This is a genomic window from Deinococcus peraridilitoris DSM 19664 (assembly GCF_000317835.1).
Lineage (GTDB): Bacteria > Deinococcota > Deinococci > Deinococcales > Deinococcaceae > Deinococcus_A > Deinococcus_A peraridilitoris.
The window spans coordinates 355,533-379,599 of sequence record NC_019789.1 but is presented as its reverse complement, the minus strand read 5'-3'; the positions used below and the strand labels follow the sequence as shown (position 1 = coordinate 379,599).

Annotated in this window: 28 protein-coding genes; 9 read left to right on the top strand and 19 right to left on the bottom strand. The window is 62.7% G+C overall.

What is annotated here, in order from left to right:
• The first annotated feature begins 22 nt into the window (after positions 1 to 22).
• The 3 genes from DEIPE_RS20545 to DEIPE_RS20535 all read left to right on the top strand — a co-directional run bounded on the left by DEIPE_RS20545 (position 23) and on the right by DEIPE_RS20535 (position 2,146).
• Positions 23 to 613 (top strand): chromate transporter, encoded by a 591-nt coding sequence (locus DEIPE_RS20545; RefSeq protein ID WP_015231473.1) that lies wholly within the window; start codon positions 23 to 25, stop codon positions 611 to 613.
• Positions 606 to 1,136, top strand: a complete 531-nt coding sequence (locus tag DEIPE_RS20540) for a chromate transporter (protein ID WP_015231472.1) — start codon at positions 606 to 608, stop codon at positions 1,134 to 1,136. The genes DEIPE_RS20545 and DEIPE_RS20540 overlap by 8 nt, the downstream gene beginning before the upstream one ends.
• A gap of 362 nt (positions 1,137 to 1,498) precedes the next feature.
• Positions 1,499 to 2,146 (top strand): HAD hydrolase-like protein, encoded by a 648-nt coding sequence (locus DEIPE_RS20535; protein ID WP_015231471.1) that lies wholly within the window; start codon positions 1,499 to 1,501, stop codon positions 2,144 to 2,146.
• Positions 2,147 to 2,167: 21 nt separating this feature from the next.
• Here DEIPE_RS20535 and DEIPE_RS24260 read toward each other — a convergent pair whose 3' ends face one another.
• From DEIPE_RS24260 to DEIPE_RS20520, 4 genes are all read right to left on the bottom strand, one after another.
• On the bottom strand, positions 2,168 to 2,305 hold the full coding sequence (locus DEIPE_RS24260; protein ID WP_157449118.1) for a hypothetical protein: 138 nt from the start codon (positions 2,303 to 2,305) through the stop codon (positions 2,168 to 2,170).
• Positions 2,306 to 2,503: 198 nt separating this feature from the next.
• A complete protein-coding gene (locus DEIPE_RS22765) occupies positions 2,504 to 3,127 on the bottom strand; it encodes a hypothetical protein (RefSeq protein ID WP_157449117.1) in 624 nt (207 codons plus the stop codon).
• Positions 3,128 to 3,267: 140 nt separating this feature from the next.
• On the bottom strand, positions 3,268 to 3,780 hold the full coding sequence (locus DEIPE_RS20525; RefSeq protein WP_015231470.1) for a vitamin K epoxide reductase family protein: 513 nt from the start codon (positions 3,778 to 3,780) through the stop codon (positions 3,268 to 3,270).
• The gene (locus tag DEIPE_RS20520; RefSeq protein ID WP_015231469.1) at positions 3,777 to 4,775 is read right to left on the bottom strand and encodes an SDR family oxidoreductase; all 999 of its coding nucleotides are present in this window, start codon (positions 4,773 to 4,775) and stop codon (positions 3,777 to 3,779) included. The genes DEIPE_RS20525 and DEIPE_RS20520 overlap by 4 nt, the downstream gene beginning before the upstream one ends.
• Positions 4,776 to 4,959: 184 nt before the next feature.
• Between DEIPE_RS20520 and DEIPE_RS20515 the strand changes: the two genes are divergently transcribed.
• Positions 4,960 to 5,397 (top strand): hypothetical protein, encoded by a 438-nt coding sequence (locus DEIPE_RS20515; RefSeq protein WP_015231468.1) that lies wholly within the window; start codon positions 4,960 to 4,962, stop codon positions 5,395 to 5,397.
• A 242-nt stretch (positions 5,398 to 5,639) separates the two neighbouring features.
• Here the strand turns inward: DEIPE_RS20515 and DEIPE_RS20510 are convergent, their stop codons facing one another.
• From DEIPE_RS20510 to DEIPE_RS20495, 5 genes are all read right to left on the bottom strand, one after another.
• The gene (locus DEIPE_RS20510) at positions 5,640 to 6,794 is read right to left on the bottom strand and encodes a hypothetical protein (RefSeq protein WP_157449116.1); all 1,155 of its coding nucleotides are present in this window, start codon (positions 6,792 to 6,794) and stop codon (positions 5,640 to 5,642) included.
• On the bottom strand, positions 6,791 to 6,961 hold the full coding sequence (locus tag DEIPE_RS24255) for a nitroreductase family protein (RefSeq protein WP_157449115.1): 171 nt from the start codon (positions 6,959 to 6,961) through the stop codon (positions 6,791 to 6,793). The genes DEIPE_RS20510 and DEIPE_RS24255 overlap by 4 nt, the downstream gene beginning before the upstream one ends.
• Before the next feature lie 88 nt (positions 6,962 to 7,049).
• The gene (locus tag DEIPE_RS20505) at positions 7,050 to 7,598 is read right to left on the bottom strand and encodes a peroxiredoxin-like family protein (protein WP_041231821.1); all 549 of its coding nucleotides are present in this window, start codon (positions 7,596 to 7,598) and stop codon (positions 7,050 to 7,052) included.
• A 54-nt stretch (positions 7,599 to 7,652) separates the two neighbouring features.
• The gene (locus tag DEIPE_RS20500) at positions 7,653 to 9,080 is read right to left on the bottom strand and encodes a mercuric reductase (RefSeq protein WP_015231465.1); all 1,428 of its coding nucleotides are present in this window, start codon (positions 9,078 to 9,080) and stop codon (positions 7,653 to 7,655) included.
• A gap of 783 nt (positions 9,081 to 9,863) precedes the next feature.
• Entirely contained in the window at positions 9,864 to 10,316 is a 453-nt protein-coding gene (locus DEIPE_RS20495; protein ID WP_015231464.1) for a hypothetical protein, read from the bottom strand.
• On the opposite strand from DEIPE_RS20495, the gene DEIPE_RS24250 reads away from it, so the two are divergent.
• The 5 genes from DEIPE_RS24250 to DEIPE_RS25655 all read left to right on the top strand — a co-directional run bounded on the left by DEIPE_RS24250 (position 10,306) and on the right by DEIPE_RS25655 (position 12,959).
• Positions 10,306 to 10,536 carry a hypothetical protein gene (locus DEIPE_RS24250; RefSeq protein WP_157449114.1) on the top strand — a complete coding sequence of 77 codons (231 nt, stop codon included), beginning with the start codon at positions 10,306 to 10,308 and terminating at the stop codon, positions 10,534 to 10,536. The genes DEIPE_RS20495 and DEIPE_RS24250 overlap by 11 nt on opposite strands.
• A 243-nt stretch (positions 10,537 to 10,779) precedes the next feature.
• On the top strand, positions 10,780 to 11,397 hold the full coding sequence (locus tag DEIPE_RS20490) for a carboxymuconolactone decarboxylase family protein (protein WP_015231463.1): 618 nt from the start codon (positions 10,780 to 10,782) through the stop codon (positions 11,395 to 11,397).
• Positions 11,398 to 11,839: 442 nt separating this feature from the next.
• A complete protein-coding gene (locus tag DEIPE_RS24765; protein ID WP_015231462.1) occupies positions 11,840 to 12,139 on the top strand; it encodes a transposase in 300 nt (99 codons plus the stop codon).
• Positions 12,133 to 12,792, top strand: coding sequence for a DDE-type integrase/transposase/recombinase (locus DEIPE_RS20480; RefSeq protein WP_041231820.1), 660 nt, complete (start codon positions 12,133 to 12,135; stop codon positions 12,790 to 12,792). The genes DEIPE_RS24765 and DEIPE_RS20480 overlap by 7 nt, the downstream gene beginning before the upstream one ends.
• Positions 12,789 to 12,959, top strand: coding sequence for an integrase core domain-containing protein (locus tag DEIPE_RS25655; protein WP_083865920.1), 171 nt, complete (start codon positions 12,789 to 12,791; stop codon positions 12,957 to 12,959). Before DEIPE_RS20480 ends, DEIPE_RS25655 begins: the two co-directional genes overlap by 4 nt.
• A gap of 109 nt (positions 12,960 to 13,068) precedes the next feature.
• On the opposite strand, the gene DEIPE_RS25175 is transcribed toward DEIPE_RS25655, so the two are convergent.
• From DEIPE_RS25175 to DEIPE_RS20420, 10 genes are all read right to left on the bottom strand, one after another.
• Entirely contained in the window at positions 13,069 to 14,154 is a 1,086-nt protein-coding gene (locus tag DEIPE_RS25175; RefSeq protein WP_015231461.1) for an IS1 transposase, read from the bottom strand.
• A 282-nt stretch (positions 14,155 to 14,436) separates the two neighbouring features.
• Positions 14,437 to 15,312 (bottom strand): HAD family hydrolase, encoded by an 876-nt coding sequence (locus DEIPE_RS20460; RefSeq protein ID WP_015231459.1) that lies wholly within the window; start codon positions 15,310 to 15,312, stop codon positions 14,437 to 14,439.
• Positions 15,313 to 15,370: 58 nt separating this feature from the next.
• Entirely contained in the window at positions 15,371 to 16,549 is a 1,179-nt protein-coding gene (locus DEIPE_RS20455) for a S1C family serine protease (protein ID WP_015231458.1), read from the bottom strand.
• Positions 16,550 to 16,897: 348 nt separating this feature from the next.
• Positions 16,898 to 17,653, bottom strand: coding sequence for a BON domain-containing protein (locus DEIPE_RS22760; RefSeq protein WP_015231457.1), 756 nt, complete (start codon positions 17,651 to 17,653; stop codon positions 16,898 to 16,900).
• 65 nt (positions 17,654 to 17,718) lie between these two features.
• The gene (locus tag DEIPE_RS20445; protein WP_015231456.1) at positions 17,719 to 19,044 is read right to left on the bottom strand and encodes a fasciclin domain-containing protein; all 1,326 of its coding nucleotides are present in this window, start codon (positions 19,042 to 19,044) and stop codon (positions 17,719 to 17,721) included.
• 95 nt (positions 19,045 to 19,139) lie between these two features.
• Positions 19,140 to 19,619 carry a C40 family peptidase gene (locus DEIPE_RS20440; RefSeq protein WP_015231455.1) on the bottom strand — a complete coding sequence of 160 codons (480 nt, stop codon included), beginning with the start codon at positions 19,617 to 19,619 and terminating at the stop codon, positions 19,140 to 19,142.
• 267 nt (positions 19,620 to 19,886) lie between these two features.
• A complete protein-coding gene (locus tag DEIPE_RS20435; protein WP_015231454.1) occupies positions 19,887 to 20,408 on the bottom strand; it encodes a hypothetical protein in 522 nt (173 codons plus the stop codon).
• Positions 20,409 to 20,452: 44 nt separating this feature from the next.
• Positions 20,453 to 21,382 (bottom strand): hypothetical protein, encoded by a 930-nt coding sequence (locus DEIPE_RS20430; RefSeq protein ID WP_015231453.1) that lies wholly within the window; start codon positions 21,380 to 21,382, stop codon positions 20,453 to 20,455.
• Positions 21,383 to 21,533: 151 nt separating this feature from the next.
• Complete coding sequence (locus tag DEIPE_RS20425; protein WP_015231452.1) at positions 21,534 to 21,941, bottom strand: PRC-barrel domain-containing protein; 408 nt, start codon at positions 21,939 to 21,941, stop codon at positions 21,534 to 21,536.
• Positions 21,942 to 22,014: 73 nt separating this feature from the next.
• Entirely contained in the window at positions 22,015 to 23,352 is a 1,338-nt protein-coding gene (locus DEIPE_RS20420; RefSeq protein ID WP_015231451.1) for a hypothetical protein, read from the bottom strand.
• Positions 23,353 to 24,067 lie beyond the last annotated feature (715 nt).

The window sequence follows — 24,067 nt, the reverse complement described above, 5'->3', positions numbered from 1 at the left end:
CATCGAGAGTGAAACCCACCCTATGCAAGAAGCCCAAACGGTCGAATCCTCTGCGGTCCAAGTCCCTCTCCCGCAGCTCTTTCGCGAGTTCCTGCTGATCGGCTGCACCGCCCTCGGCGGGGGTGGCGCTCCCTTCATTCACGCCGCGGTGGTCCGCAAGCGCGGGTGGTTGAGCGAGGAGGACTTCCTGGAGGGCGTGACGTTCGCACAACTCACGCCCGGACCGAATTTCTCCAATCTCGCGACGTTCGTCGGCGCGCGCCTCGGTGGCCCGGCCGGTGCGCTCGTGTCGCTGCTGGCCGTGCTGACACCGGGCATGCTGGTCATCCTGACGCTCGCCGCGCTGTACACGTCCTTTCCGGTGAACGACAACCCCTACCTGCGCGGTGCCTTGAGCGGCGTGGCGAGCGCCGCCGTCGCAGTGCTTGGCGTGGTCGTGCTGCAAACCCTGCCCGCCGCGCTGCGCTCACGCCATGGCCTGTCCGTCGTGCTCGTCGCGTTCCTTGCAGTCGGGTTGTGGCGTGTCAACATCGCCTGGGTACTCTTGACCCTGCTGCCGTACGCGCTGTGGGCAAACCGGCCCGGCAGCGAGGAAGGCGGGAAGCGTGAGTGAACTCCTCGAACTGCTGCTGGTCTTCGCCCGGTTGGGGCTCCTCAGCGTCGGCGCGGCCTTCGCGGTCCTGCCGGAAATGGCACGCCAGCTCACCGAGGTGCACGACTGGCTCACCCCGCGGGAATTCACCGATGGGTACGCGCTTGGGCAACTCGCGCCAGGGCCGAACATGCTCGCCGTCTTCTTCTACGGGCACCGCGTGGCCGGGCTGCCGGGCGCGCTGATGGCCGGGCTGGGCATGTTCGGTCCGCCCCTGCTGATCGCGCTGAGCGTCACCCGCCTCTGGTCATCGGTGAGTCACACGCCTTGGGCACAGGCGGCACGCCGGGCGCTGGTGCCGGTCGGGGCGGGCCTGATGGCGTCCGGAGTGCTGACGCTGTCGCGGGGAGCCCTCCATGACGCGTTCACGCTGGCGCTGGCCGTTGTGGCGCTCCTGGTGCTATACCGCTGGCGCGTGAACCCCGCTTTGGTCGTCGTGATCGGCGGCCTGCTCGGCGCGCTACACGCACTCCTGGCTGCTTGACCACACTCGAGGAAACGGTCGGGATCATTCGCACTTCCATGGCCTTTGTCTCCTTGGGGTAGGCCTCAAGTGGGCACGTGTCGACGCCCCCAACTCTTACTTTGCGTCACCAACACCCGTGTAGCCCTCGCAACTCGGTCGAACCCCGCGCCTCCGGCTGGCTCGCGCTCGGCGTGTCACGCGCCACGCACTCCCATCTCCAGAATCTCTTCGTGGAGTCAGTCCTCCCGAGGATGCCCGTGAGTTCGCACTGCGTGAATCGTTCACTACGCCGTAAGGCGCAGGTCGACGCGAGTGCCACCTGTCACCATCAAGTGTTGCTGATGAGGTTGATGGACGTGCGATGTCCAAAGGAGCTGAACATGATTTCACATGTGGTTTTTGATTTCGACGGTACCCTCGCCGACTCTCCGCACCTGGTGGTCGAGCTGTACAACGAAGTGGCCAGAAAGCAGGGCTTCGGCGAAATGACCCCGGAGAACCTCCATCTGCTGCGCGGCCTGAGCGTGCGTGAACGCAGCAAACAGCTGGGCGTGCCCATGCACCGCCTGCCTGGCCTGATGGTGCAGGTCGCGCGCGCCTATCGCGCGGTCACCTCGCGCGTCGCATTGCACGACGGCGTTCCGGAGTTGCTGCGAGAGTTACGCGGCAGGGGTATGCGGGTCTGTGTGCTGTCCACCAACAACGAGGAGAACATCCGCGATGTGCTGCGCCGCTACGACCTCGAAGCGATGGTGTCACGCGTGTATTGCAGTAACCGCATCTTCGGCAAGGCGAGCCTGCTGCGGCGCCTGATGCACCACGAGAGCGTGCCGGCAGACCAGTTGGTGTACGTCGGCGACGAGCAGCGCGACGTGGACGCCTGCCGTGAGGTGGGCGTGCAGGTCATCGCGGTCAGCTGGGGAGTCGACACGCTCACGCGTCTGCAAGACGCCCGACCGGACTGGCTCGTGCACACTCCCGAAGGCATCTCGCGAGTCGTGGCCACGCCTCACAAGGCCATGGTGTGAAGCTCGGAAGCAGTCTGCGCCTCAGGTTGGCTGCGGCAGCGTGAACCGTCCGGCTCGCACCAGCATCTCCCCGGCGGCGCTCACGAGTTTCGACCACGGGTAGCCCACCGGTCGCAGCAGAAACAGCGCGATGTCGCCGCGCCGCACGTCCTCGGTCACCTCTCCGTCGAGCGTGTTGGTATAGCGATCTGAGCATCCACGCCACCGCGACGTACGTGAGCGCCTCGAAGGCGCGCAGGCCACCCACCTCGGCTTGACCGGCGTGGATGAAGTACGCCCTGATACCAATCAAAGCGGGTGAGGCTGGCGATGAGGTCACGGAACCGCACCCGCGCGAAGCCCACGTAAACGCTTTGGTCAGTCACGCCGTCCCCGGTCGTACAGTTCCCACAGGACGTCTGTGATCCTCGCTTCGCGCAGCTGAAGATCCTCGGCGGGCACGGGCGCAAGGGTGCGCGTGACGAGGTCGGAGGTGCGAACGCGCCGCGTGCATACACCGCCGTGAAGCGACCCTGCTTTTCGTCCGTCCAAGTGACGTGCAACTCGCGGGTCGGCCTTCAGAGGCGCGACGCTTCCGCGTGACGCAACGAGCGTCACACGGTCACCGCGTCTGAGATCTCTGCGCAACTGCTCGGGCACGCCGCCGAACACGAGCTGGCCTTCGACGATGGTAATAACGCGGTCGCTGCTCATTTCGGCACCCCCGAGGTGGTGTGCGGTGAGCAACAGCGTCGCGCCGAACTCACGGTTGGCGTGGCGCCGAAACTCGCGGATGCGCGCCTTGACGCTGACTTCAAGGCTGATGGTGGGCTCGTCAAGGAACACCACTTTGGGGTCGTGCAACAGGGCGGCGAGGTCCGTCCGGACGCGCTGCCCGAGGGAGAGTTTACGGGCGGGTGAAGTGAGCCGCTGGCCGCGGTCAGGTACGGTGGGAACAACGCCCGTTTTGGCCAGGAGGGTGGGCTGCTGCCCCCACGCCACGCTCCGAGGGTGGCTTCCGCGTGTCGGGGCAGGCCCGGTGTTCATCAGCAAGGCTGATGCACTTTCCAGACCGCCTTCATGCAAACGTCGTTCGTATCAACGGTGCGCTGCCAGGTAACCTATGGGCCGGTCTTGTCAGTTCAGTGGCGCTTGGTGCGCCAATACTTCAGCGCGGCGCGCGCTTCAGGCCACGCCGCAGGAACAACTGCCAGACTCGCCGCAGCGGCAACCAGGCAGTACGAGCACAGCGCTTTATGCTTCGCGATCTGCTCCCACGTGAGGTACCCGGCGTTGACGGCATCTACCGTCACTTTTCCTGCGAGGACAAGCGGGATCAGTGGATACTGGCGCGCCCGGTCCATTCCGGCCATCGTGGCCAGCATCACGGTCGCCGCGTAACTCACCAGCCCCAGCGCCGCGTCCGGCGTAGCGCTGCCCACGCGGTTGTACGCTTCCGGGGAAGCGTCGACCTTTTCAGCATTCAGGTACGGCAGCGGAGGCTCGGGAAGATGCTTGACGAGGCCAGTCTGGTACAACGTGACGGCCCCCATCGCTGCAGCGGCCAGCAAGCTCAGCCCCACGATGCGGCGTCGTTCCGCCAGGAAATCGCCTTCTTCTGCACGCCATTGCGCACTGAGCGTCTGTGCATTCATGCCTTCCTCCTCATGACCAGGGCGCCACCGAGTACTCCAAGCAGCCCCAGGGCGATCGTACGTCGGTTTTCACTCAGCCACAGTTGACGGCTGTACGGTCGGGCACGCTGATCGAACACCCCGTGCGTGCCGTGATCGTGAAGGTCATCTGCGGGAGCGTGCAGGTTGTTCGGCCGGGATTCATTCAGCGGTTCATCCAGCTGTTGTCCTTGCACAGCCGTTCTCGCAAGGTACCAGTCGCCAAAGCCTGGAAAGAACTTGTTTCCCCAGACCAGCAGGAAGTTGATTCCCCCGACCGTCATCTCGCGGCGTCCGGTGTCCGCCGCGAAGACGATGGCGCGCGCGGCGACTTCCGGCTGGTAAATGGGTGGCACAGGCTGCGCTTCGTTGGGCAGTCGGGACTTCACCCAGCGGAACTGTGGGGTGTTCAAGGCGGGCAACTGCACCATTCCGACGGTCACCTGGCTCCCGTCGTGCAGCAACTCGGCGCGTAAGGAGTCGTTGAAGCCCTGAATGGCGTGCTTCGCGCCGCAGTACGCCGCCTGCAGGGGAATTCCACGGTACGCGAGGGCGCTGCCGACCTGCACGATCCTCCCGTGATTCCTGGGCAGCATCCACTGGAGTGCGGCGAGCGTACCGTTCACCACGCCGAGGTACGTGACGTCCGTGACGCGTTTGAAATCATCCGCTGTCATTTCCTTCACGGGTGAGAACACGGACGTCATGGCGTTGTTCACCCAGACATCAATTGGCCCGAAGGTCTCTTCGACCTGCCGTGCGGCGTGCTGCACCGCCGCAGCATCGGCCACGTCGACCTGAATCGTGAGGGGAATTCCTCCTGCGGCGAGCACATCGCTGGCAACGCCCTTCAGTCCCGCCTCACCCCGTGCGAGCAATGCGACTTTCGCGCCTCGCTTCGCGAACTCAATCGCGGTTGCGCGTCCCACCCCGGCGGACGCGCCCGTCACGACCACTACCTGCTGCTTTCTGCTCATTCGGGTCTCCTTGTGTCACTCGTCAAGCCGAGCGGCCATGACGTCATTCCAGCCTAAATCCACCATCAAGCATGTCGTTTTCAAGACACATCACGCTTGAGGTGTCCTTCACGACCACATCTGATGTCGTGCGCTTGACACACGAACCTCCCATGGAAGTTCACGCTGACTTCGGAGGAACAACATGAACACAGAAAACCTCAAGGCGGGCGTCGTGGGTGGTCTGGCAGGTGGGCTGGTGTTCGGGATGCTGATGGCCATGATGGGCATGCTGCCGATGATCGCCAGTCTCGTCGGCAGTGAGAGTGCGGTGGTGGGTTTCATGGTGCACATGTTGATCAGCGCCCTGTTTGGCGTGATCTTCGCGGCGCTGCTGGGTAAACGCGTGCACTCCTACGGGCAGGGTGCCGGGCTCGGCGCGCTGTACGGTCTGGCGTGGTGGGTGCTGGGACCCCTGCTGATGATGCCGGTCATGATGGGAATGGGTCCGCAGTTCGGCAGTGCCTTGAGCATGCCGAGCCTGATGAGCCTGCTGGGTCACCTGATCTTCGGTGTGGTGCTTGGTGTCACGTACGCCGCCCTGGTCGTCAGGCACGCTCCACCCGCGCAGCGCGCCTCTTAAACGACCCTGGAGCCCGGCGCCCAGGACGGTCGGGCTTGATGCCCCGCACCTGGCGTGGAATGACGGGCAATGAAAGGCGAAGTCCAGCCGCTGGCTTTTAAGTGTCTGCCGCTTCAGTTCTTCCGTTGTGGCAACAGCACCCAGAACTACAGAATCCAGCGGCAGACAGGCTTCCCCGGCTCGCCTCCGCTCGCCCCACGTTTTGGGAGAACACCAAAACTCAAGTAGGAGGGACTTAAACCTCAGAACGCCGGGAGGGGCCAGCGGTGGATTTGGCCGGATTCATCTCCCGCGATCAGTTGTCCGCCGGAAACGATGAGGTTACTGCTGAGCGGAGCGTCCAGGTTCAGTTCCTGCCGCACCGAGCAGTGCGAAGCACAGCGGATGATCAGCAAGCGCTGGCGGTCCTGCGTGGGCAGCACGAGCTGGTGGTCGCTCAGCGCCACCGCCATGCTCAGGTTCCGGCTGCCGATCACGTGATTGGACACGCCCTCCAGGCGAGAAAAGGCGGACAGCACGCCCCCCCGTTCCTGGTAGTGATGCAGGACGCCTCCCAGATGGGGCGTATGTACCGCCCAGACCGCGTGAAGACCCACGATCGGCGCGAGCCAGCGGTTGGGTTGCTGGAAGTCGGGTCCCAGCGAACGCATGTGCAAGGTGGATTCGCGCTGCTCGATGACCGCCAGGGCTGAGCCACCCTGCGCGCTCGAACGGACGACTACCAGCGCGTCACGCTGATCCGAGGTGCGCAGTGGTCTGGCCTCAAGGTCTTCGAATACGTCAGGAGCGCCGAGTGTCAGTTTCGCGCGCAGCGCCAGGTGTGTGGAATCGAAAACGCCGATGCCGGTCGCTTCCACGGTGTCACCCAAAATGCCATGCCGGTAACGCTCACGGTTCGGGCCCCGCAGGGCCACAATCTGCCGCGTTCCATTTCCGGTCAGGTCCGCCAGGGTGAGTTGCGCGTCAGGCAAAGCGTCCGCCTGCACGCGTGCGGTTTCACGCCAAGTCCGGTCGCGCGTTTCGTACCGCACCAGGTCACCGTTCATCGCGACCGCCACCAGCCCGTCAGGAACGCAGGCTGGGCGGGACAGTGCTGAAAGCCGCGCACCCGACGTCGAAACGAGCTGCCCTGCGGTCCAGCGTTGCAGCTCACCGTACCCGTTGACGCCCACGACCCCGCCATCGCAGGCGATCAAAGGACTCAGCGCGAACGCCTTGTGCAGCAGGCGGATCTGACCGGCCTGCCAGGTGAACAAGTCGCCGCTCTGCGTGGTCCCGTAGACGCCTGACGCACCGTCCACCAGCCACACGACCGGTGCGGGAAGGGCAGGTGCAGCGCAGGCGACGGTGAGCGGGGGAATGCACAGCAGCCAACGAAGCACCCACAGGGCCCTCAAGGCTCACCCGTGTCAATCTGGAAGACCTCACCGAGCGTCTGCCGCTGCAAGCCGGGAACCTGCACGTCAGGAGCCGGGTACCCGACGTGCAGGACCGGCCTGGCGTCTTCGTTTTTCGCGCGGTTCAGCAGCTCCCCCACGAACCCCATCGGGTTGGGCGGTGACACCCCAGCGGCTCGAAGATCAACCCTGGAGAACCAGCGTAAAGTTCCTGAAAGGTCCGTCTGGGTCTGGACGTCATGCCCTTCCTTTCCTTCAGAGTTGCGTGACTTCGCCGCGGGCCGGGTAGTTTTTCTGCACCGCGAAATCCACTGCGCCGAGCAGGTCATCGAAGTTGGGACGGGCGAACGGCATGCTCTGCACGCTGGCGTAATACAACGTGCCATCCGGGCGCACCAGAAACACCCCGGGTTCGCTGAAGCCTTCGGGTTCCTCGATGCCAGTGGAAGTCTTTCCTCGTCCGCTGGAGATGTACAAACCCCACCGGCGGGCGTCGGGCAGGCTGAGACCGTACCCGAGTTTCAGCTGCGTCAGCTTCCAGTGTTCTGTGGCCTGTTCGGCGCGCTCCTGTGGATCGCTGCTGAGTGCGATGACGTTCACGCCTCGCTCTTCGAAGGCGCTGAGTTTGCTGTCCAGATCCCGCAGGTACCGGCCGCACACGGGGCAATGCAAACCGCGGTAAAAAACCAGCATCGTGAACTGTTCGGGTGACTGTGCGTGCAGGTTCCACTGGCCTCCCTGAGCGAGGGACACCGTGAGGTCCGGTACGGGTTGTCTGGGCATCAAAGCTTGGATCATGGTCATGCCTTCCTTTGCAGGGTGCGTTGCCGCTTGAAGCTGGTATGAAGAGGGCTGAGTTCAGGTGAGGGTCGGTTCGGGCTTCAGTGTCACAGGCGTGCTCATGAACAGGTTGTTCAGCGATTCACTGAAAGTCGGGTGGGAGAAGATTCCATCGCGGATCTGCGCGGCGGTGACGTTTCCCAGCATGGCCATCTGCAGGACGCTGAGCACCTCACCACCTTCAGGCCCGAGGACCGTGGCGCCCAGGATCAAGTCGGTGTCATCGTCCACGACGGCTTTCATCAGGCCACGGGTTTCAGCCGTTTCTATGGCGCGCGCAACGCGCGTCATGGGCAGCGTGTACACCCGGACGCGGCGTTGCTGCGCTTGGGCGTCGGTTTCACTGAGACCGACACGGGCGAGTTGCGGGTCAGTGAAGACCGTGTACGGAACCAGCCTCCCGGCGGTCGTTCGGGGTCTGTCATGCAGCAGGGCGTCACGCACGACGCGGTAATCATCGTACGAAATGTGGGTGAAGGCAGGCCCGCCCTTGACGTCTCCCAGCGCGTACACGCCGTCAGCGCTCGTACGTAGATGCTCGTCCACCTTGACGTACCCTCGCTCGTCCACCTCGATGGCGGCGGTTTCGAGTCCCAGGTCATCCGTGTTCGGAGTCCGTCCAGTCGCGACGAGCAGGTGCGAACCTGTGAGGACGTGCTTTTCCTGCGGGCCGTCCAAGGTGACTTCAACGCCCCGATCGGTGCGTCTGGCGCTGCGGACACGGTGGCTGAACAGGAAGGTCACGCCGTCTTCATGGAGTGCTGTGGTGAGGGCCTGCGCAACGTCAGGATCTTCACGCATCGCGAGGCGCTCAGCCTGCTCAATGATGGTGACGCGGCTGCCGAAACGCGCGAAAGCCTGGCCGAACTCCAGCCCGATGTATCCTCCCCCGAGAATCAGCAGGTGCTCGGGTAATTCAGTCAGGCCGAGAATTCCAGTGGAGTCCAACGCGCCTGCCTCACGCAGGCCCGTGACGTCCGGCCATCTTGGGCGGGTGCCGGTGTTGATGAACACCAACGGCGCGTGGAGCTCGCGCTGGGAGCCATCGTTCAGGGCAACCTGAATGGAATGAGGACCACTGAAGCGGGCGTGTCCCATCAGCAGTTCAACGCCGGCCTTGTGCACGCCGGTGGTGCTTCCCGAACGAAAACTCTCGACAATGTCATCCTTTCGTTCCTGAATCCGTGTGAAGTCCACGCTGACAGTACCGACGTTTACGCCGTAGTCGCTGGCACGGCGTGCCAGGTGAGCCACGCGGGCGCTGGCGATGAGGGTCTTGGTGGGAGTGCAGCCTTCGTTCACGCAGGTGCCTCCGACGTGGGATTTTTCGATCAGCGTGACGCGTCGACCGCTTCGGGCGAGCGCTCCGGCAAGTGGACCGCCTGCCTGCCCGGCGCCGATTACGATCACGTCCCGCTGCTTGTCCGCTGGGTGGGGTTCGGTCATACGTTCACCTTAAGGGTCGTGCTCGGCCGGATGTGTCTTACGGACGACATGGCATGAACGCCTCGACGTGAACTGAGTGAGACAGCAAGGAGGCACGTGACCCTTCCAGGAAGCTGCGCCCCACTCGAAAGGCGTGTTGTCCGGTGGAACCGGGCCAACCGTGCGCCTCGTCTTACGTGTGCGAGGGGCGCCTGGTTTTAACGGCATCTGATACAACGAATGGAGCATCAGTCACTGCGGCTTCTCCGGTGCGCTGCAGCGGTTGCGTCTCTCATCCGTCCCGTTTACTGCGCGTGAGTTCGCCTTGATCGTTTTGCAATAATGAACGGTGAACGTTTGCGTCCTCCCATAGTCCATGCTGCTTCAGCGCACCAGTAAGCCCACCAGCGCTGCCAGCAGGACCACCTTTCAATGGGACAGGGGCGGAAGTTTCCGCACGCCAATGCCCCGCACCTGGCCAGCATCAGCGTGGGGTTTTCTGCTGGGCACACGACCCACGTGTGCTGCCTGGCCAGCACGGTTTTTATGACTGCCACACTCAGGGAACGCGTCTGCATCCGAAAACCGGTCCGCTGGGCGTTTCAGAAGGGCGATTCGCCTGCCGTCTTTTCTCCTGGTGGCAGGCGAATCGCCACGAGTTTCTTCAAACGAAGGCGAGCCGTACCGTTCGATTGTTGGACTCCTGCTGAGCGATCAGTTCCAACTTATTGCGCGGGGCGATCATTTTGGTGTTCCGGACATGACGCTGGTCGGGAAGTTCGCTTGATGCGTGCTGCCAGCGGTTCAGTCTTCCGGCTGCAAGTGGCGGACATGAATGTCAGCGCGCGTGAAGTTCTCGGGTGAGATCGGTGCGCCCGCCGCGCGGCGCAGCAACGCGAGTTGCCCCGCGTGGGCCATGGCGTCCGACAATGGTCCTTGCAGCAGCAGCTGCGCTTCCCCCAGCGCCAGGTTGGTCCGTTGCTGCAAGACCTGATCGAGGGTGGCCAGAACGGAGGTGAAGCGTTGACACTCCTGTGCCCAGGGCTGATCATCCAACGGGGAGTCCGGTTGTTCCTCGAGGAGACGGATGGTGTATGAAAGGAGACCGGTCATGTGGCGCAGCAGGGCGTGTGGCGTGCGGACGCCGTAACCCAGCTCAAACGCTTCAAAGCCAGCAGGTGCGCCGTGAAGCGCTTTGTTGGTCCGGTACGCCAGGCTGGCGAGCTGATGACGCAGAAGCTGCTGCGTGTCCTTCATGCAGCTGATTTTAATCGGTGCTTCTGAAGCAGCGGTGACCTGCTCCGAAGAACTGGGGCAAAGTCAGCACCGGGCGCGGGGAGGGCTGGTGCTCACCGTCGCGCTGTGCGACGGTTTTCTCTTCGCGCTCGATGTGCCCACGATTTCGATCTTGTCTCTACGGCCGTGCTGCCGTCCGGGCATAATGAACTCTTCCGTTTGTGCTCAGCTTGCTGGCTGACAGGGCGAAGTGTTTTGCTCCACTGTCCGGTTCCAAGAGCTTACTCCAACACGAACAGACGAAGGACCCGCGTGACGACCTGCACGGAGAGGGAAAGGAGGGACCCGGTTGTCCGCTGGCCGTCCGCTGGCCGCCAGCACGTATGCTCATCGAGGCGTACCTCTGTCAAGCTTGGGTCGCAGTCGAGAGTGATGGGGCCGACGGATTTTACGAGATACCACACTGCTGAGTTAGATTCTCACCATGAAACAGTTCGCGAGTTGGATCAGCGTGATTCCCTACGAGGAAGCCACCGGCAAGCTCAAAATCCTGTACGACCGCATCAAAGGTCCTGGGAACGAGATTGACAACATCATGCTCACCCACAGCCTGCGTCCTCATTCCATGGAAGGTCACATGGCGCTCTACAAGAACGTACTCCATCATCACGGCAACAGCCTGCCGAAGTGGCTGCTGGAAGTGACGGGTGTGTACGTCAGCCTCCTGAATGGCTGCGAGTACTGCGTCGAACACCACCACGCCGGACTCACCCGCCTCCTCCGCGATGACGACCGCGCGCACGCCATCCGTGAAGCCCTGGAGAACCAGACGCCAGAGCAGGTGTTCGAAGGAAAGGAACTCGCGATTCTGCGTTACGCTCGGGCGCTCACCGAGACGCCCGCTTCGCTGCATCGGGATTCTCTGGCGGACATGCGAGCGGCCGGCATGGACGACGGTGAAATTCTGGAGGTGAACCAGGTCGTCAGTTACTTTGCGTACGCGAATCGAACGGTGCTGGGTCTGGGCGTCACGACTCAAGGAGACATGCTTGGTCTTTCGCCAAGTGACTCGGACGATCCGGACAACTGGAGTCACGGGTGATCACGTCATGACCGGACCCGGGCACCATACGTTCGTGCCCCTGGGCCGTTTGACGCTGATGGTTTCGTCGGTGAATCACGGTCGAGAATCCCAACTCGGGGCGGGCCGGACATCGAATCGGGTTTGTTGTCCGGCTCCTCTCGAAGAGAAGCTTGCCGCCGCACTGTCCTGAACAAAGATGGCCCTCGGCGACAACAGCACGCGGACCTCCTGAAGTGGCGTTGACGTGACTCCAGGCCGGACGGGTCTTTTGAGCCGTACACGTTCGTGACGTCTGCCGCGCGAGGACCGAGGTGATCGCGGCGTTTGGCGTGGAGTGGCCTTTCACTCCACGGCATGTTGCCCACAATCAATTTCGGGACGTTCACGAACACAGTGGTTCCTGACGTTGCCCCCGTTTTGAGGTCCAGGGCTGACACCCTAGGTAAAACAGGAAGAGTGTATGGCCAAACCACGGCACAGTGAAGAGAAAGTCCTCGAAATCCTCGGCCGGATCGAGAACGGCGAGAGCATTGCCGTTGTCAGCCGAACCAGTGGCATCAGCCGCAAGACCATTCAGTACTGGAAGGCCACCTACGGTCACCAACCCAAAACGGACGACGCCAAGCGGCTCAAACAGCTTAAGGATGAAAATGCCCGGCTGAAGAAACTCGTCGCCGACCTGGCACTCGACAACGCCATGCTGAAAGACGTTGTGGGAAAGAAGCCGCAGGCCGAGCGTAGCTCGGCCCGTCGGTGGTAGCGGCCGAGCAGCGCCGTGAAGCGGCACGCTACCTCCAGACACAGCACGGCGTCAGTGAACGGCGAGCCCTGCGCACCCTGGGCTTCGGGCGCTCTTCGCATCGCTACAAAGTTCGCAAAGACGACAAGAAGATCAGCGAACGGCTTCAGAAGCTGGCGGAGGAACGACCCCGTTTCGGCTATCGGCGATTGCATGTCCTGCTACGCCGCGAAGGCGAGATGGTGAATCACAAGCGGGTCTGGCGCGTCTACAAGGCCCTTGACCTCACCATGAGGAAAAAGACCCGGAGAAAGCGAACAGCGATGCGCCTGGATTTCGTCTCAGACCAGCTCGCCAGCGGACAGCGCTTCCGGGTGTTGAACGTGGTGGATGACTTCACGCGGAAATGTCTGGTGTGCTTCGCAGACACGTCCATCACAGCCGTCACCGTCGCCAGATTACTTGGGCAAGCCGTGAAGGAACGAGGGAAGCCGCAGGTAATTGTGAGCGACAACGGGCCAGAGTTTACAAGCCGTGCTCTGGACGCCTGGGCGCATCAGGAGGGGGTTGGACGGCATTTCATTGACCCTGGGAAACCGGTGCAGAACGCTTACGTCGAGAGTTTCAATGGACGCTTTCGAGACGAGCGGCCCCGCACCGAAGATCCGTATTGAGGCGCGTTGTTGGGGCCAAGACGTGTCTCAATCAGCACTGGTTTCCGAGCCTGCCGCAGGCTCGATTGGTCTTGAGCGTATGGCGGCGGGACTACAACGGGATCCGGCCGCACAGCTCGCTGGGAAACCTGACCCCGCAGGAGTTCGCGCGTCGGGTGGCAGGCTGAGGTAGGCTCAGGTGAGGGGTTCGAACTGGACCACAAAATGGGGCAGGCTCACATTCGACTTGCTGCGCAAACGTGTTCTGCTGGTAGTTCAGTGAGATGAACCCGCGGTTCAGGGGTAGAGCGGGGTGCCCAGCAGCTCGGCCAGCAGCCAGGGGCGCTCGGCGAGACCGGCGGCCATGGCGGGTGTGCGACGCTGGTACTTGCGCCGCCCCTGCGGTTCCTCCAGGGGCCGCTTGAGGCTCGCGTGCAGCCTCGTCCAGTTGTACGTGAGGGTCACGAGTTGCGCCAGCGCCACCCGGGTCGGCTCCCGACGCGCGAACGAGAGCCCCTTGCGGCGCATATGGGGCGTCATCTGACGGGCCGTGCTGTTCTGACGCTCGATCGCCGACGTGTTGGCGACGCTGTAGCCCAGGGCATCGAGCTCTCGATCCACCCGACGATGACTGCCATGAGCGAGGCGCGGCTCGACTCCGACGAGTCGCTTCCCTTTGCGGTGCTTGATGACCTGCATGTGGGCGAGCGTTCTGGGGATGCGGTGACGAACGGCGGGCGGACGGCCGTGCAGGTGTTTGCGCGGCGGGCGGTACGGAACGCCGAAGACGAGCGGGAAGAGCGTACGGTAGCTGACCTCGCCATCGGTAAGCAACACCAGGTTGTGCGGGTCGTCGAGGCGTTCCTTGGCGTCGAGGAGCAAGCGGTGGATCAGGGACTCATCGCGGCGACCCAGGGCAAGAGCCACGACGAGTTTGGTGCGGGGGTCCACGACCGTCGGCTCCCAGCAGGGCGTTTTCTTGGATCCGACAACGCCATGGCGCTCATCGGCTTGCAGGGCGGTGGTCTGGAGGCCCACGGCGCGCTGGTCGTGCAGGAGGCGGGCGTGTTGGCCGCTCACGAGGGCGATGCGCTCCACGGTGTCATGGTGCAGGCCCACCAAGCGGGCGGTGGCGCTCAGCGAGGTGCCTTCGGTGAGGTGCTGGGCGGCGGAGATGAACTCGGTGCGGTCAATCTTGCTGTTCCAGAAGGGCGTGCCGCGGGTCTCGGAGAACTCGCGTTGGCAGCGCCGACAGCGCAAGTAGCGCGTCGCCTCCTTACCGTAGGTCTTGCGGATGTAGAGGTTGTCCTGGCCCCTTTGGGCGTACAGAGGACACTCAGGGGTGGGGCACGCTAGGCTTTCAAGCGGGAGTGGTTCGGACATGAGACCCGCAGTGTGCGGAGGCCGGCTACTCCCTTTCCGTTACCCTCCGCGGGATCATCTCACCGAGCTACCTTCTGCTGGCTTCCTGACTCTTCCCGTAAAGCGCGGGAGACCCAAACTTCTGAACGTGCCCAACCGTGACGTCAGTCCCGCGACCGCGACATCTCCAACCCCATCATCGTTGGAGTCTTGGAAGGTTTCAACGTCCACTTCATACAAAATCGCCTCTTTGTACCACTGGGTTTGCGTCATTCCACCTCCTGGATCCAGGTACTCGGCGGGTCAATCGCGGTCAGGCTGCGCCGATAAGGCAATACGGGCACAGATACTGTCCACCGCCAGGCACAGGGAGCGCAGAAGTTCGGAGCCTTCGGCGTAGTCGGGCGCGGCGATGTCGTCGATGCGCTCTTCGGCTTCCACGCCGTCCGCACCCCAATGCACGGGCGTGTCGGGTTTGTTGACGCCCAGTGCGACACCGTGATGCGCGTTGAGCAAGGTGAAGCACGCGACGTCACTGCTGCCGTCACCGACGTAGATCATCTGGTGCAGTGGCACGTGCAGTTCGTCTTCGGGCAGGTGCCGGAAGACTTCGTACGCGGGGCGCTTGAGGTGTTTCTCCACCCCCTTTTCCACCAGGTGTAGATAACGGGGTTTTTCGGTGTGCTCGACGATGACTTTCGGAAATTCAATTTCTCCATCCGCTGCGAAATGAAAATCGCAACCCCAGATGCCGTCGAACCGTCCGGCAATTCGGGTCGCCCGGATGATGTCACCAAAACCGGAACTCACCACATAGAACAACACTTCAACGTTCGGGGTGGTGTGCGCGGCCCGCGCACGGATGCGCTCGAACATGTCCTCGACGCCCGGGTACGGCTCGAGGCGCTTTCCGTACGCCTGCAGGCGCTCGCGAGTGATTTTTTCTTCCCGGCGGTAAGACGCCTGAATCAGGGCGTAAAACCGAGCGGGAATTTTGCTCCAGCCGTCCTTGACGAGCGGATCGACTTCGGATTGATCAAACTCATCCGGGTTGATGCCCAGGTCGTTGAGCAAACCATCCCAGGTGTCCGGAGCGAGCGTGTCGTCGAAATCGAAGACCAACGCGATTCGGGGGGTTTCCGGATGCGTGTGGGTGACACCCGTGTGCTGGGTGCTCATCGGGCTGGAGTCTCCTGGCTTTTCGCGGACCGCTTCCCTGAAACGCACGTACCGTGGTTCATCGCGTGCCTTCCGGTGCCGTGAGGGCGAGTTGCAGTTCCACTGGTTCGCCGTCTCGCAGTACGGTCAGGGTGACGCTTTCACCGGGTTGTTTGGTGACCAGTACGCTCTGCACGTCCGTCAGTGTCGTGACCGGACGGTCGTCGACTTCGGTGATGATGTCACCCCCGAGCGTCAGCGTGGTGTCTCCTACCTGAGTCCTTTGATTCCCGACTTGCAAACCGGCGTCCGCGGCCGGTCCACCCGGAGCGACTTCCTGAACGAGGACGCCCGAGTCCGGCAGGCCGAGTTGCTGGCGAGTCGCGGCGTCCAGCGCCTGAATGGGAATTCCGCCGACCCCAATGCGAGGCACACTGATTTCCTCTCCGGCTTTCAGGCGTGTCAGCAGCGCTTTGGCGACGTTGATGGGAATCGCAAAACCCACCCCGGCATTTTGTCCGACGCCACTTTGGGCAGTTCCAGGCGAGAGAATTTGAGTGTTCACGCCGATCACGCGTCCATTGCTGGTGACGAGCGGCCCGCCGGAGTTGCCGGGGTTGATGGCGGTGTCAGTCTGGATACTGTTTTGGGGAATGCCTTGCATGCCTGTGGGTATCACCCGGTTCTTCGCGGAAATAATGCCTTGCGTCACCGTGAACTCCAGGCCGAACGGCGCACCGAGTGCGATGGCTTTCTGCCCCACCTTCACCTGGTCGCTGTCACCAAGTTCCATCGGATCGTACAGGTCGTCTGGCACTTCGGTCTTGAGGAGCGCCAGGTCATAATCGGGCGCTGTACCGACCACCCGCGCCGGGAATTCGCGATTGCTGCCGTGCAGGCGCACGCTGACTTGATCTGCCCCTTCGATGACATGGTAATTGGTGAGCGCGTAGCCTTCACCGTCGATAAAAAACCCTGAGCCGCTGCCGCTAGGTTGCGCTTCGCTGCCCGTCGGATTGCTGTTGGGATCGTACAAGGTGCCTTGAGGCTGATTCAGCCGCGTGACGAACACCACGCCATCCTGCTGTTCCTCGGCCACCTCGACGGTATTCTGTTCGTAGGCGAGCAGATCGGTGGCGGTGGCGCCCGGCGTTTCCTGCGCTGAAGGAGTGGAGTTGGCGGTCCTTTCGTCACGGCAGCCTGTCAGCACCAGTGAGAAGGAGAGCAGGTACAGAAGTGGTCGCTTGTCGGAAATCATTTCGGTGCCCTCCTGGAAAACTCGGGGTTGTGAGCCTGCCGACCACAAGCGAGCTTGGGGTGTCAGGTGCAAGAATCGTGGGTAGCATAAGGAGCATAAGGGTAAACCTCTGAGCTGAAGTTGACGCGCAGTACAGCCTCGTTCAAAAGGGTGACTCAGTCGTTCCTGGCCGCTGGTTGGAGGACAATTGTAATACGAATGGCGCCCGTACTGACGAGCCGGCCGTGTGGGCCCAGTTCCCAGAGATTTTTCAGGTTGATCGGCTTCATGCTTTCCCGTTTTTCGATCACGCCGATCCGCACTGACGAAATGAAAAAATCTGCGTTGAGTGAATCAAGTCAGGGTCATTTAGCGGTATGGGAAGGGTCCCATGCCGACTGCCGGTCCCCAGTACGGGGTGTATCCGTAGTAGCCGTAGTAGGGCTCGTAATAACCCACATGCTGGGGCTGCTCGGCCAGTTGCGGAGTGTACTCGGGGGACTGCACGACCCGCTCGCGTGACTGATTCAGCTGCACCCGGTCTCCCTCGATGCTGACGACCGCTTCCACCGGAATCAGGAAGCGTTTTTCTCCCAATCCCAGGAATCCACCCGCGCGGACATCCAGCAGCCGCACTCTGCGTTCCTGAGTGTCGATCAAGAGGTGCTCGACGTGCCCCAGGTTGTTGCCGTGCTCGTCCAGCACGGTTCGTCCACGAATGTCCTGCTGAGGATCTGCGATGGTCATGCCGGAGTCCATCAGCTTGACCAGCAGGGGAGGACCACCTGTCCTGCCGTCCGCCTGTGCGCCATGTGCTGCTGAGGAACCGTTCACACGCAGGCGGTTGTGCACGTCATGCACGCCACGGACGTGCAGCGCGACGTCTTCAGCGCGGCGTTTCTGTTGGCGGTCGTCCACCCGGCCGTGCAGGGTGACTTCTCGTGCCTGCACTTCGACTTCGATGTCCCGCGCGTCCACTGTGGGATCGTCCGTCAGGGCCTCGTTGACGTCTTCTTGGATGCTCTCGTCGCTCCTCGCGCCATGGCGTGGTCCCTTGCCGTACATGCTGTGGATCGGGACGAGGCGAGCTTCGTGAGGAGCGCCTGGATGGTCACGGTCATTCATGTTTCCTCCGGTCTTTGAGCCTGCGATGCAGCGTACGAAGAAATGCGGTCCTCCGGGCGCTCCCCTTACCGCACGGCGGGCAGCACGAAGCCAGGGGGCAGCAGGACCGCGTCGATGAGGTGAATCACGCCGTTGTTCGCGTTGATGTCCGCAGCGACCACGGTGGCATTGTTGAAGCGTACGGTGTTGCCGGCCGGTGTGGCTGAAATCGCGGCGCCCTGCAGCGTGCGTTCCTGACGAAGCCGGCCGAGCGTGTCGGCCGCATGGCGGTTGGGGAGAAGGTGGTAGCGCAACAGTTGGGTGAGGGCCGCTCGGTCACGCGTGAGCGCTTCGAGCTGCGCCGCGGGAATCTGGGCGAACGCGTTGTCGGTGGGTGCGAGCAGCGTGTACTGACCGTCATCGTTGAGGCTCACGTCGAGGTTGGTGAGGGTGAGGAGTCGTGCGAGAGTCGACAGTCGGGCGTCACGCTGGACAGTCCAGGCGATGCTGCCCTCGCGTGGCGTGACGGTTCCTACCGCAGTGGACGCCGCGGGGGTTGACGTGGAGGCAGCGGCCGTCGTACCTGGCGCTGTCGAGGTGGCGTTTCCAGGTTGCAAGACGTTGTCGATCTGATGAACGACGCCGTTACAGGCGCGAATTTCGCGTTCGAGGAGTGCTTCGTTCACGCGCAGTTGCTCGCCTCGCGGGTACAAGGTGAGTGGCCTTCCAGCGAGGGTGTTCTGCACTGAGTCACGCATGACGTTTTGCTTATCGTGTACGCCTTTCACGACGTGGTAACTGAGCAGGCGGGTGAGCGCCACCTTGTCGTTTTGCAGCGCCTGCCAGTCGTTGGTGTTCAGACGCTGAAAGGCGGCGTTCGTAGGCGCGAAGAGGGTATAGAGGGCAGGGCCATTCACGACGACCAGCAGGTCGGCACGCTCAAGGGCGCTGCGCAGGGTGCTGAATTGTGGATTCGCTGCGAGGATCTCCCCGATCGTCTGGCATTGCACGCTCGTTCGATCGAAGTCGAAAAGGATCTGGTAGGTGTCGGGACCCTCACGTTGTGCCGTCCAGGTGAGGACCGCGTTTCCCCGTGCGTACGAGGCGGTGGCTTTGTTGGTGTCATTGGCAGCCGCCCGTCGCTGGTATCCCTGCTGCGAGAGTTGCTGGGCGTAGAAGTCCATCAGCAGCGTGAGGCTGGCAGAGGTGCGCAGGGTGAACAGGGTGTCTTCGTTGAGGCGGCCGACGCTGAGGATGGTGGATCCGGCAGGTACGGGCAGCAACACGATGGCCGGAAACTGGGTGACGGGAGCGACGGGGATTTGAGGGGTGCCCGCGGGTGGCGTGGTCTGGGCTTGCGCGGTGCTCAGCAGCGTGGCGGCGAGTGCGATTGCTTTCGTCAGCTGGTTCACGGGTGTCTCCTTTCATGGTGTGTCGCGCGTCCGGCGTCGTGCCCTGCTGCCGCTCCCGTCACGCCTGCGCTGGGCCGGGAAGTGGCAGCCGGGGGTTAGCGGGAGTTAACGACGGTGACAGGGACGCAGGCGACGCCGGCGTCTGCGGGTGCGCCGCTCGCCTCGGCGGCGGTGTGGATATTGAAGTACGCGGCGTTGGAGATCGATCCGGTCGAGACGCTGCCGTTCATCATGAGGTCGCCATTTCCGTCGCTGCGTCCGACGACGGCTGATGACAGGATGGGAGCTCCGTTGGACGTGCACGGCTCTTTCGAGTCAAGTCCCATCACGTGGTAGTGACCGACGTAGTAGGTATTGGGTTTCAGGCCGAAGAGGATCACAGAGGTGCTGGTGGTGCCTTGGCTGTTGGCAACGGAGATCGAACCGTTCGGTTTGAGGGTTTCGGGTGCGCTCGCCTGGCGGGTGAGGTTGAAGGCGCGGGTGGGTTGGGCTGGTGTGGTGGACGCGTTGCTCATGGCGGGTGCGCAGGCGGTCAGGAGCAGGGTGCAGGTCAGCATCATCGGGAGCGTTTTCATGGAATCCTCCGGTGAGCGTGATGGCGGCCCTGTCAGGCTGCTCAGGAGTTCCTGACGGGCGAGTGAACGGACAGACAAAAGCCGGGTTGGATCATCTGGATTCTGCCGTGAGTGGGGTGAAGTATGGCGTGCCACTGGTTAAACGGTGAGGTCGATCTGCTCGGAAGCGGCTTTTGTCCGTCTACGCACAAAGCGATCCGGTGACCTTCCTGCACGACTGACTGCGCATCAACGTTCGACGAGCAGCGGGCGCCACGCCCGTGTGATTCAGCGCATGGCGTCCAGCAGATTCAAGCGAAAACGCCAGAGGTTCTGCGCTTCCTGGTGCAACAGAAATTCAATGCTCATATCGCCTTTCTGGTACCTGGCCCGCGCAAAGCCAGGACCGACCGAACGGCTGGCGTCTACCACCCGGTACCCCTGCCGCAGAAAATCGGCTTCGTAGCTGTGAAACAGCCAGAAACTCGAGATGCCTTCGGCTGGAATTCGCTGATCGTACCGCTGCGCGGGAATACGTGACACCCAGATCAACTCGGCGTCTTCATACCGCACGCCAATGACGTTCCCCACCGGATTGGCCACCAGCACCAGGTCACGCTGCACGGACGCCTTGACCTTCTGCAGCGTGTCATCGGTGTCGAACAAGGCCCAGCGCAGCTCGCCGGTGGTGCCAGCCAACACCGGCTGGTACGGTGTCTGCGCGGATGGAAGCGAGAGCAGTACGCTCACGCTGAACGCCACGAGCGCAGCGTGGGATGGCAGACGTTTGGTGGGCTTCGTGTTTGGCATGTTCATCCTTTGGTGAGCTCGGGTGCTCCTGCAGTCGAGACGCACTATCGGGTGGAAGGACGGTAGTCCAGGGTGGCGACGAATCGCCCCCCGGCTGAGGTTGTTTGCGGCTGCACACGCAGTTCGACGAACACCAGGTCGCGGGTGTAGCGCGCACTCACGCCGTTTCCCTCGGCGCTGGGCGACGGCGACGCGAGCTCAAATCCCTGAGCGGTCAGTTGCCCGGCGAGATGATCGAACACCTGACGGACGGGCAGGTCGGTATCGAACGGCAGACGAACCCTGTCCGCCTCTTCTTGCAGGTACGGCTCCCGGACGGCGTTCACCGCCCGTGGAAGCGCCAGCCGAACGAGGTCCTCGCGGGGCTGCACCGGTCCCAGTGCGCCCGCCCGGTAGAATTGCCAGCGCAGGCCGCTGTTGTACGTCACGAGCAGCGGTGGACCGTACGGACGCTCTGGAACGATCGTGCCGGAATTCGGTCGGTACGGCACACCGGCTTCGGTCGCGCTCGCACCACTCAAGTCCAGGATGACGTGGTAAGTCTCCGTGTGGCTGCGGATGACGTGTAACTCGACGTTTTCGTCGCCACGTTCGTACGTTCCGCGAAGCGCGCCGCTCCGGGTGATCTGCTCGCTGCTCGCGAAGCCCTGCTCGCGCAACTGTTCGTCAAGGCGTGCGTACACCGCACTGAGCGGCAGGTTCGACCGGAAAGCCAGGATCGCTTCTTCCTCGATCTGCTCGTACTCGGCGCCCAGTACACGTGCCCCGGGCGGTGCCGTCAGAGAGACCGAGTGTTCGCTTCGTTCCGGCGCACGTGCGCCGGGTCGGTACAGCCTCCAGTGCAGGTCGTGCGTGGTTCCTGCCAGAACCGTAGCAGGACCGTTGGCACTTTGGTTGACGTTGTGCTCCTGCGCGCCGCCATTAAGCGCTGCGAGCACCAGGAGCGTGCAGGTCGTGCGGACAAGTCGGGTCATGCGTTTCTCCAGGGGCGGGGACGGCAAGCGGATGGATGAAGGTCACGGCAAGCTCAGAGGAACAGTCGGTGCACCTTTTTGGACCGTCGGGAGCGAGCAGGGGAAGCGTGCGTACCGAGGGGCCTGAGGACGACTTCAATACAGGGAACCGTCATGAGCCGCTCAGGCTGTTGTTCGGTGAGTGCACGAATGCCGCATCCTCTGGGGTCTGCCGCGCGGTGAGGTCGTGATGACCGACGTGCAGGAACACCTGATCCTCGTGCTGGTCCGCGACCCACTCCACGGGAATCAGAAAGCGGCGTTGACCGAGGTTGACGGCCAGCTGTTCACTGACTTCCAGCCACCGGGCGTCGAGGGACGCGTCAATAAGGACTTCGGTGACGCCTCCGATGATGCAGCCATGCCGGTCGTACACCCGCCGGAACAGCCAGCCGAGCAATGGTGCCGCGTCCTTGACGTTGCAGCCACTGAGTGTCTTCAGTCCCGCAGGGGGAGCGCTGGGCTGCTCTGGGTGCCGCGCCGTCTGCCTTTGGGGAATACCGCTTCGGGAACTGTGCATGCGTGTACCTTCCTGTCAGGCGTTCCTTCGCTTCACGGGCTTGCGGTGCGAGGCTGTCTGTACCTTCTGGCGTTCAAGGTGTGAAGTCGAGGGTGACGACGTACCTTGCCGGCGTGCCGGTTTCACGTTCCACCGTGAAGCGAACAGTGCGGTCACCACGCGCGTAACGCGCGATGATCTCGGTGGCACTTTCCGTGAGTTGCCCGCTGACCTGCGAGAATCCTTGCTGTCTGAACTGCCGGTCGTAATGATCAAAGACTTCGCGCAACGGCTGTGGCGAAGCGAATTCCAAGGTGACGTCGTTGTCGATCAGTGCCGGGCGGTCGATGTTCGTGGCGCTGGGTGGCACGGCGAGGCGCACTCGCTGCTCGTCGCGCGTCAGGGTATCCATGCGGAAATCCGGACCGTACAGATCGTAGCGGAGGCCATTCATCTCGTGGCTGTACAGCGGGGCTGCTTCGGTATTCTGGCTGGGCGTGGTGTTGGCGAACGGCACTCCGCGTTCCTGACCGCTGACTGTGTTGCCGTCCCGAGCTCCTTCGAAGTTGAAGAGCAGCTGGTAGGTGCCGTTTTCTTCGCGTTCGGCTGTCCATTCGATGCGGTTTCGGGTGTTGGTGCGGCTAAACGTTGCGCCCGTCTTTTGTGGCTCGTTCGCCGCAGTTGAGGGCATCCGTTCAAATCCCTGGGCCTGAAACTGCCGAGAGTAGAATTCGGTGATCTGCGCGAGGGTCTGCGTGGAGCGGAAGGACAGCCGGATGTCTTCGTCTTCTTTCTGTGCGTCTACCAGCGTGGCGCCCTGAGGAACCGAGAGTCGGATGACCTTCTCGTCGCGTTGCAGGTTGTCGAGCGCTACGGGACCGAAGACCAGGTAGCCGAGGCGGTCGGTGTTCCCCTCGTCACTCAGGAGAGCGTTGCCCGGGGCGGCACTCGCGTCGCGACTGGTATTGGTGGCGTTGAGGGAGGTGAGTTCGCTCAGTTCGAGTTGCGCGCGGTAGACGTTGTGGGTGGTGTCGCTGTGCGTGAGGGTGAGTTGGAGTGAGCTACCATTGCGGGTGTAGCTGGCGCGGGCGTCGTTGCCGGTAAGGTTCATGTTGCTGCGTGTGAAGCCTTGTGCGCGAAGTTGCTGGTCGTGAAAGTCGAAGGTTGTCCGCAGGGGCGCGTTCTGTCGGTAAACCAGCAGGGCGTTTTGGGCGTCTTGCTGGTATTTGGCACCGAGAACCGTAGCTTGCGGTGGGGCAGAGAGGCGCAGTTGACTGGACTGTGCGCTGAGGTTGGGAAGGGGTCCTGGGCCGTAGAGGGTCCACGCCACGCCATTGGTGCGTCCTGAGAGGACTGATTGTTGTTGCGCGGCGGTCTGGCCGAGCAGGGTGGCAGTGAGCAGGACAGTGATGAGGGCAGGCCTTGATGTCATGGTGAACCTCCTGAGAAGCGGTGCTCGCAGACTTCGGATGTCGGCTGCACACGCGAGGAACAAGTGTCTCGGGTTAGGTTGTGCGGGCAGCAAGGCGCGTGGGGTGTTTCTTGCGACCATGCGTGCTGCCGGGCGGGCGCTGGTCGTCCCCGAACTTGCCTTCACAGTGCCACCAATAAAACATCGCAATGCGATATTTTACTGAAGAGCCCTTGAGGTTCGATACAGCTTCACCACTGGTACGGAACCGTGCCCAGGCCCACCTCACCCAGCATGACGCGGCATGCCTGTATGGACTGGGACTCGGTGGGAGCGCTCTTCACCCTGCTTCGGTCGGCACGGCCAAGTCCAACCGGGTTGCAGACCGCCAGAACCGTCTGGAAAGCGCAAACGGCCTGATGCAAGCACCACGAGTTATCGCAGTACGATATGAAAAATGGGACGTAGGTATGGAGGAGTTGAATTTCACTTCAGCGCAGCCTCCACCGGAGACGGTTTACTGCAGAAGGTCGGCGAGGCTTGTCCTCGCTTCACCTCCTGTGCAGGCTCCCGCCGTCATACGGGAGCCACTTTTATGGAGCAGTTCACTCCCAACATCTTCCGCCACACCACGGACGCCGACCACACGAGGATACGAGCGGGACCTCGCGCTGCTCTTCGGGCGCCTCGGCCGCGCTGAGGCGCCTGCTCATTACCCGCGACAATCTGCTGGAAG

Coding starts and splice junctions, on each gene's coding strand:
- DEIPE_RS20545 (WP_015231473.1), top strand. CDS start 23: ATGCAAGAAGCCCAAACGGTCGAATCCTCTGCGGTCCAAGTCCCTCTC.
- DEIPE_RS20535 (WP_015231471.1), top strand. CDS start 1,499: ATGATTTCACATGTGGTTTTTGATTTCGACGGTACCCTCGCCGACTCT.
- DEIPE_RS20525 (WP_015231470.1), bottom strand. CDS start 3,780: ATGAATGCACAGACGCTCAGTGCGCAATGGCGTGCAGAAGAAGGCGAT.
- DEIPE_RS20520 (WP_015231469.1), bottom strand. CDS start 4,775: ATGAGCAGAAAGCAGCAGGTAGTGGTCGTGACGGGCGCGTCCGCCGGG.
- DEIPE_RS20515 (WP_015231468.1), top strand. CDS start 4,960: ATGAACACAGAAAACCTCAAGGCGGGCGTCGTGGGTGGTCTGGCAGGT.
- DEIPE_RS20505 (WP_041231821.1), bottom strand. CDS start 7,598: ATGACCATGATCCAAGCTTTGATGCCCAGACAACCCGTACCGGACCTC.
- DEIPE_RS20500 (WP_015231465.1), bottom strand. CDS start 9,080: ATGACCGAACCCCACCCAGCGGACAAGCAGCGGGACGTGATCGTAATC.
- DEIPE_RS20495 (WP_015231464.1), bottom strand. CDS start 10,316: ATGAAGGACACGCAGCAGCTTCTGCGTCATCAGCTCGCCAGCCTGGCG.
- DEIPE_RS20490 (WP_015231463.1), top strand. CDS start 10,780: ATGAAACAGTTCGCGAGTTGGATCAGCGTGATTCCCTACGAGGAAGCC.
- DEIPE_RS24765 (WP_015231462.1), top strand. CDS start 11,840: ATGGCCAAACCACGGCACAGTGAAGAGAAAGTCCTCGAAATCCTCGGC.
- DEIPE_RS25175 (WP_015231461.1), bottom strand. CDS start 14,154: ATGTCCGAACCACTCCCGCTTGAAAGCCTAGCGTGCCCCACCCCTGAG.
- DEIPE_RS20460 (WP_015231459.1), bottom strand. CDS start 15,312: ATGAGCACCCAGCACACGGGTGTCACCCACACGCATCCGGAAACCCCC.
- DEIPE_RS20455 (WP_015231458.1), bottom strand. CDS start 16,549: ATGATTTCCGACAAGCGACCACTTCTGTACCTGCTCTCCTTCTCACTG.
- DEIPE_RS22760 (WP_015231457.1), bottom strand. CDS start 17,653: ATGAATGACCGTGACCATCCAGGCGCTCCTCACGAAGCTCGCCTCGTC.
- DEIPE_RS20440 (WP_015231455.1), bottom strand. CDS start 19,619: ATGAAAACGCTCCCGATGATGCTGACCTGCACCCTGCTCCTGACCGCC.
- DEIPE_RS20435 (WP_015231454.1), bottom strand. CDS start 20,408: ATGCCAAACACGAAGCCCACCAAACGTCTGCCATCCCACGCTGCGCTC.
- DEIPE_RS20430 (WP_015231453.1), bottom strand. CDS start 21,382: ATGACCCGACTTGTCCGCACGACCTGCACGCTCCTGGTGCTCGCAGCG.
- DEIPE_RS20425 (WP_015231452.1), bottom strand. CDS start 21,941: ATGCACAGTTCCCGAAGCGGTATTCCCCAAAGGCAGACGGCGCGGCAC.
- DEIPE_RS20420 (WP_015231451.1), bottom strand. CDS start 23,352: ATGACATCAAGGCCTGCCCTCATCACTGTCCTGCTCACTGCCACCCTG.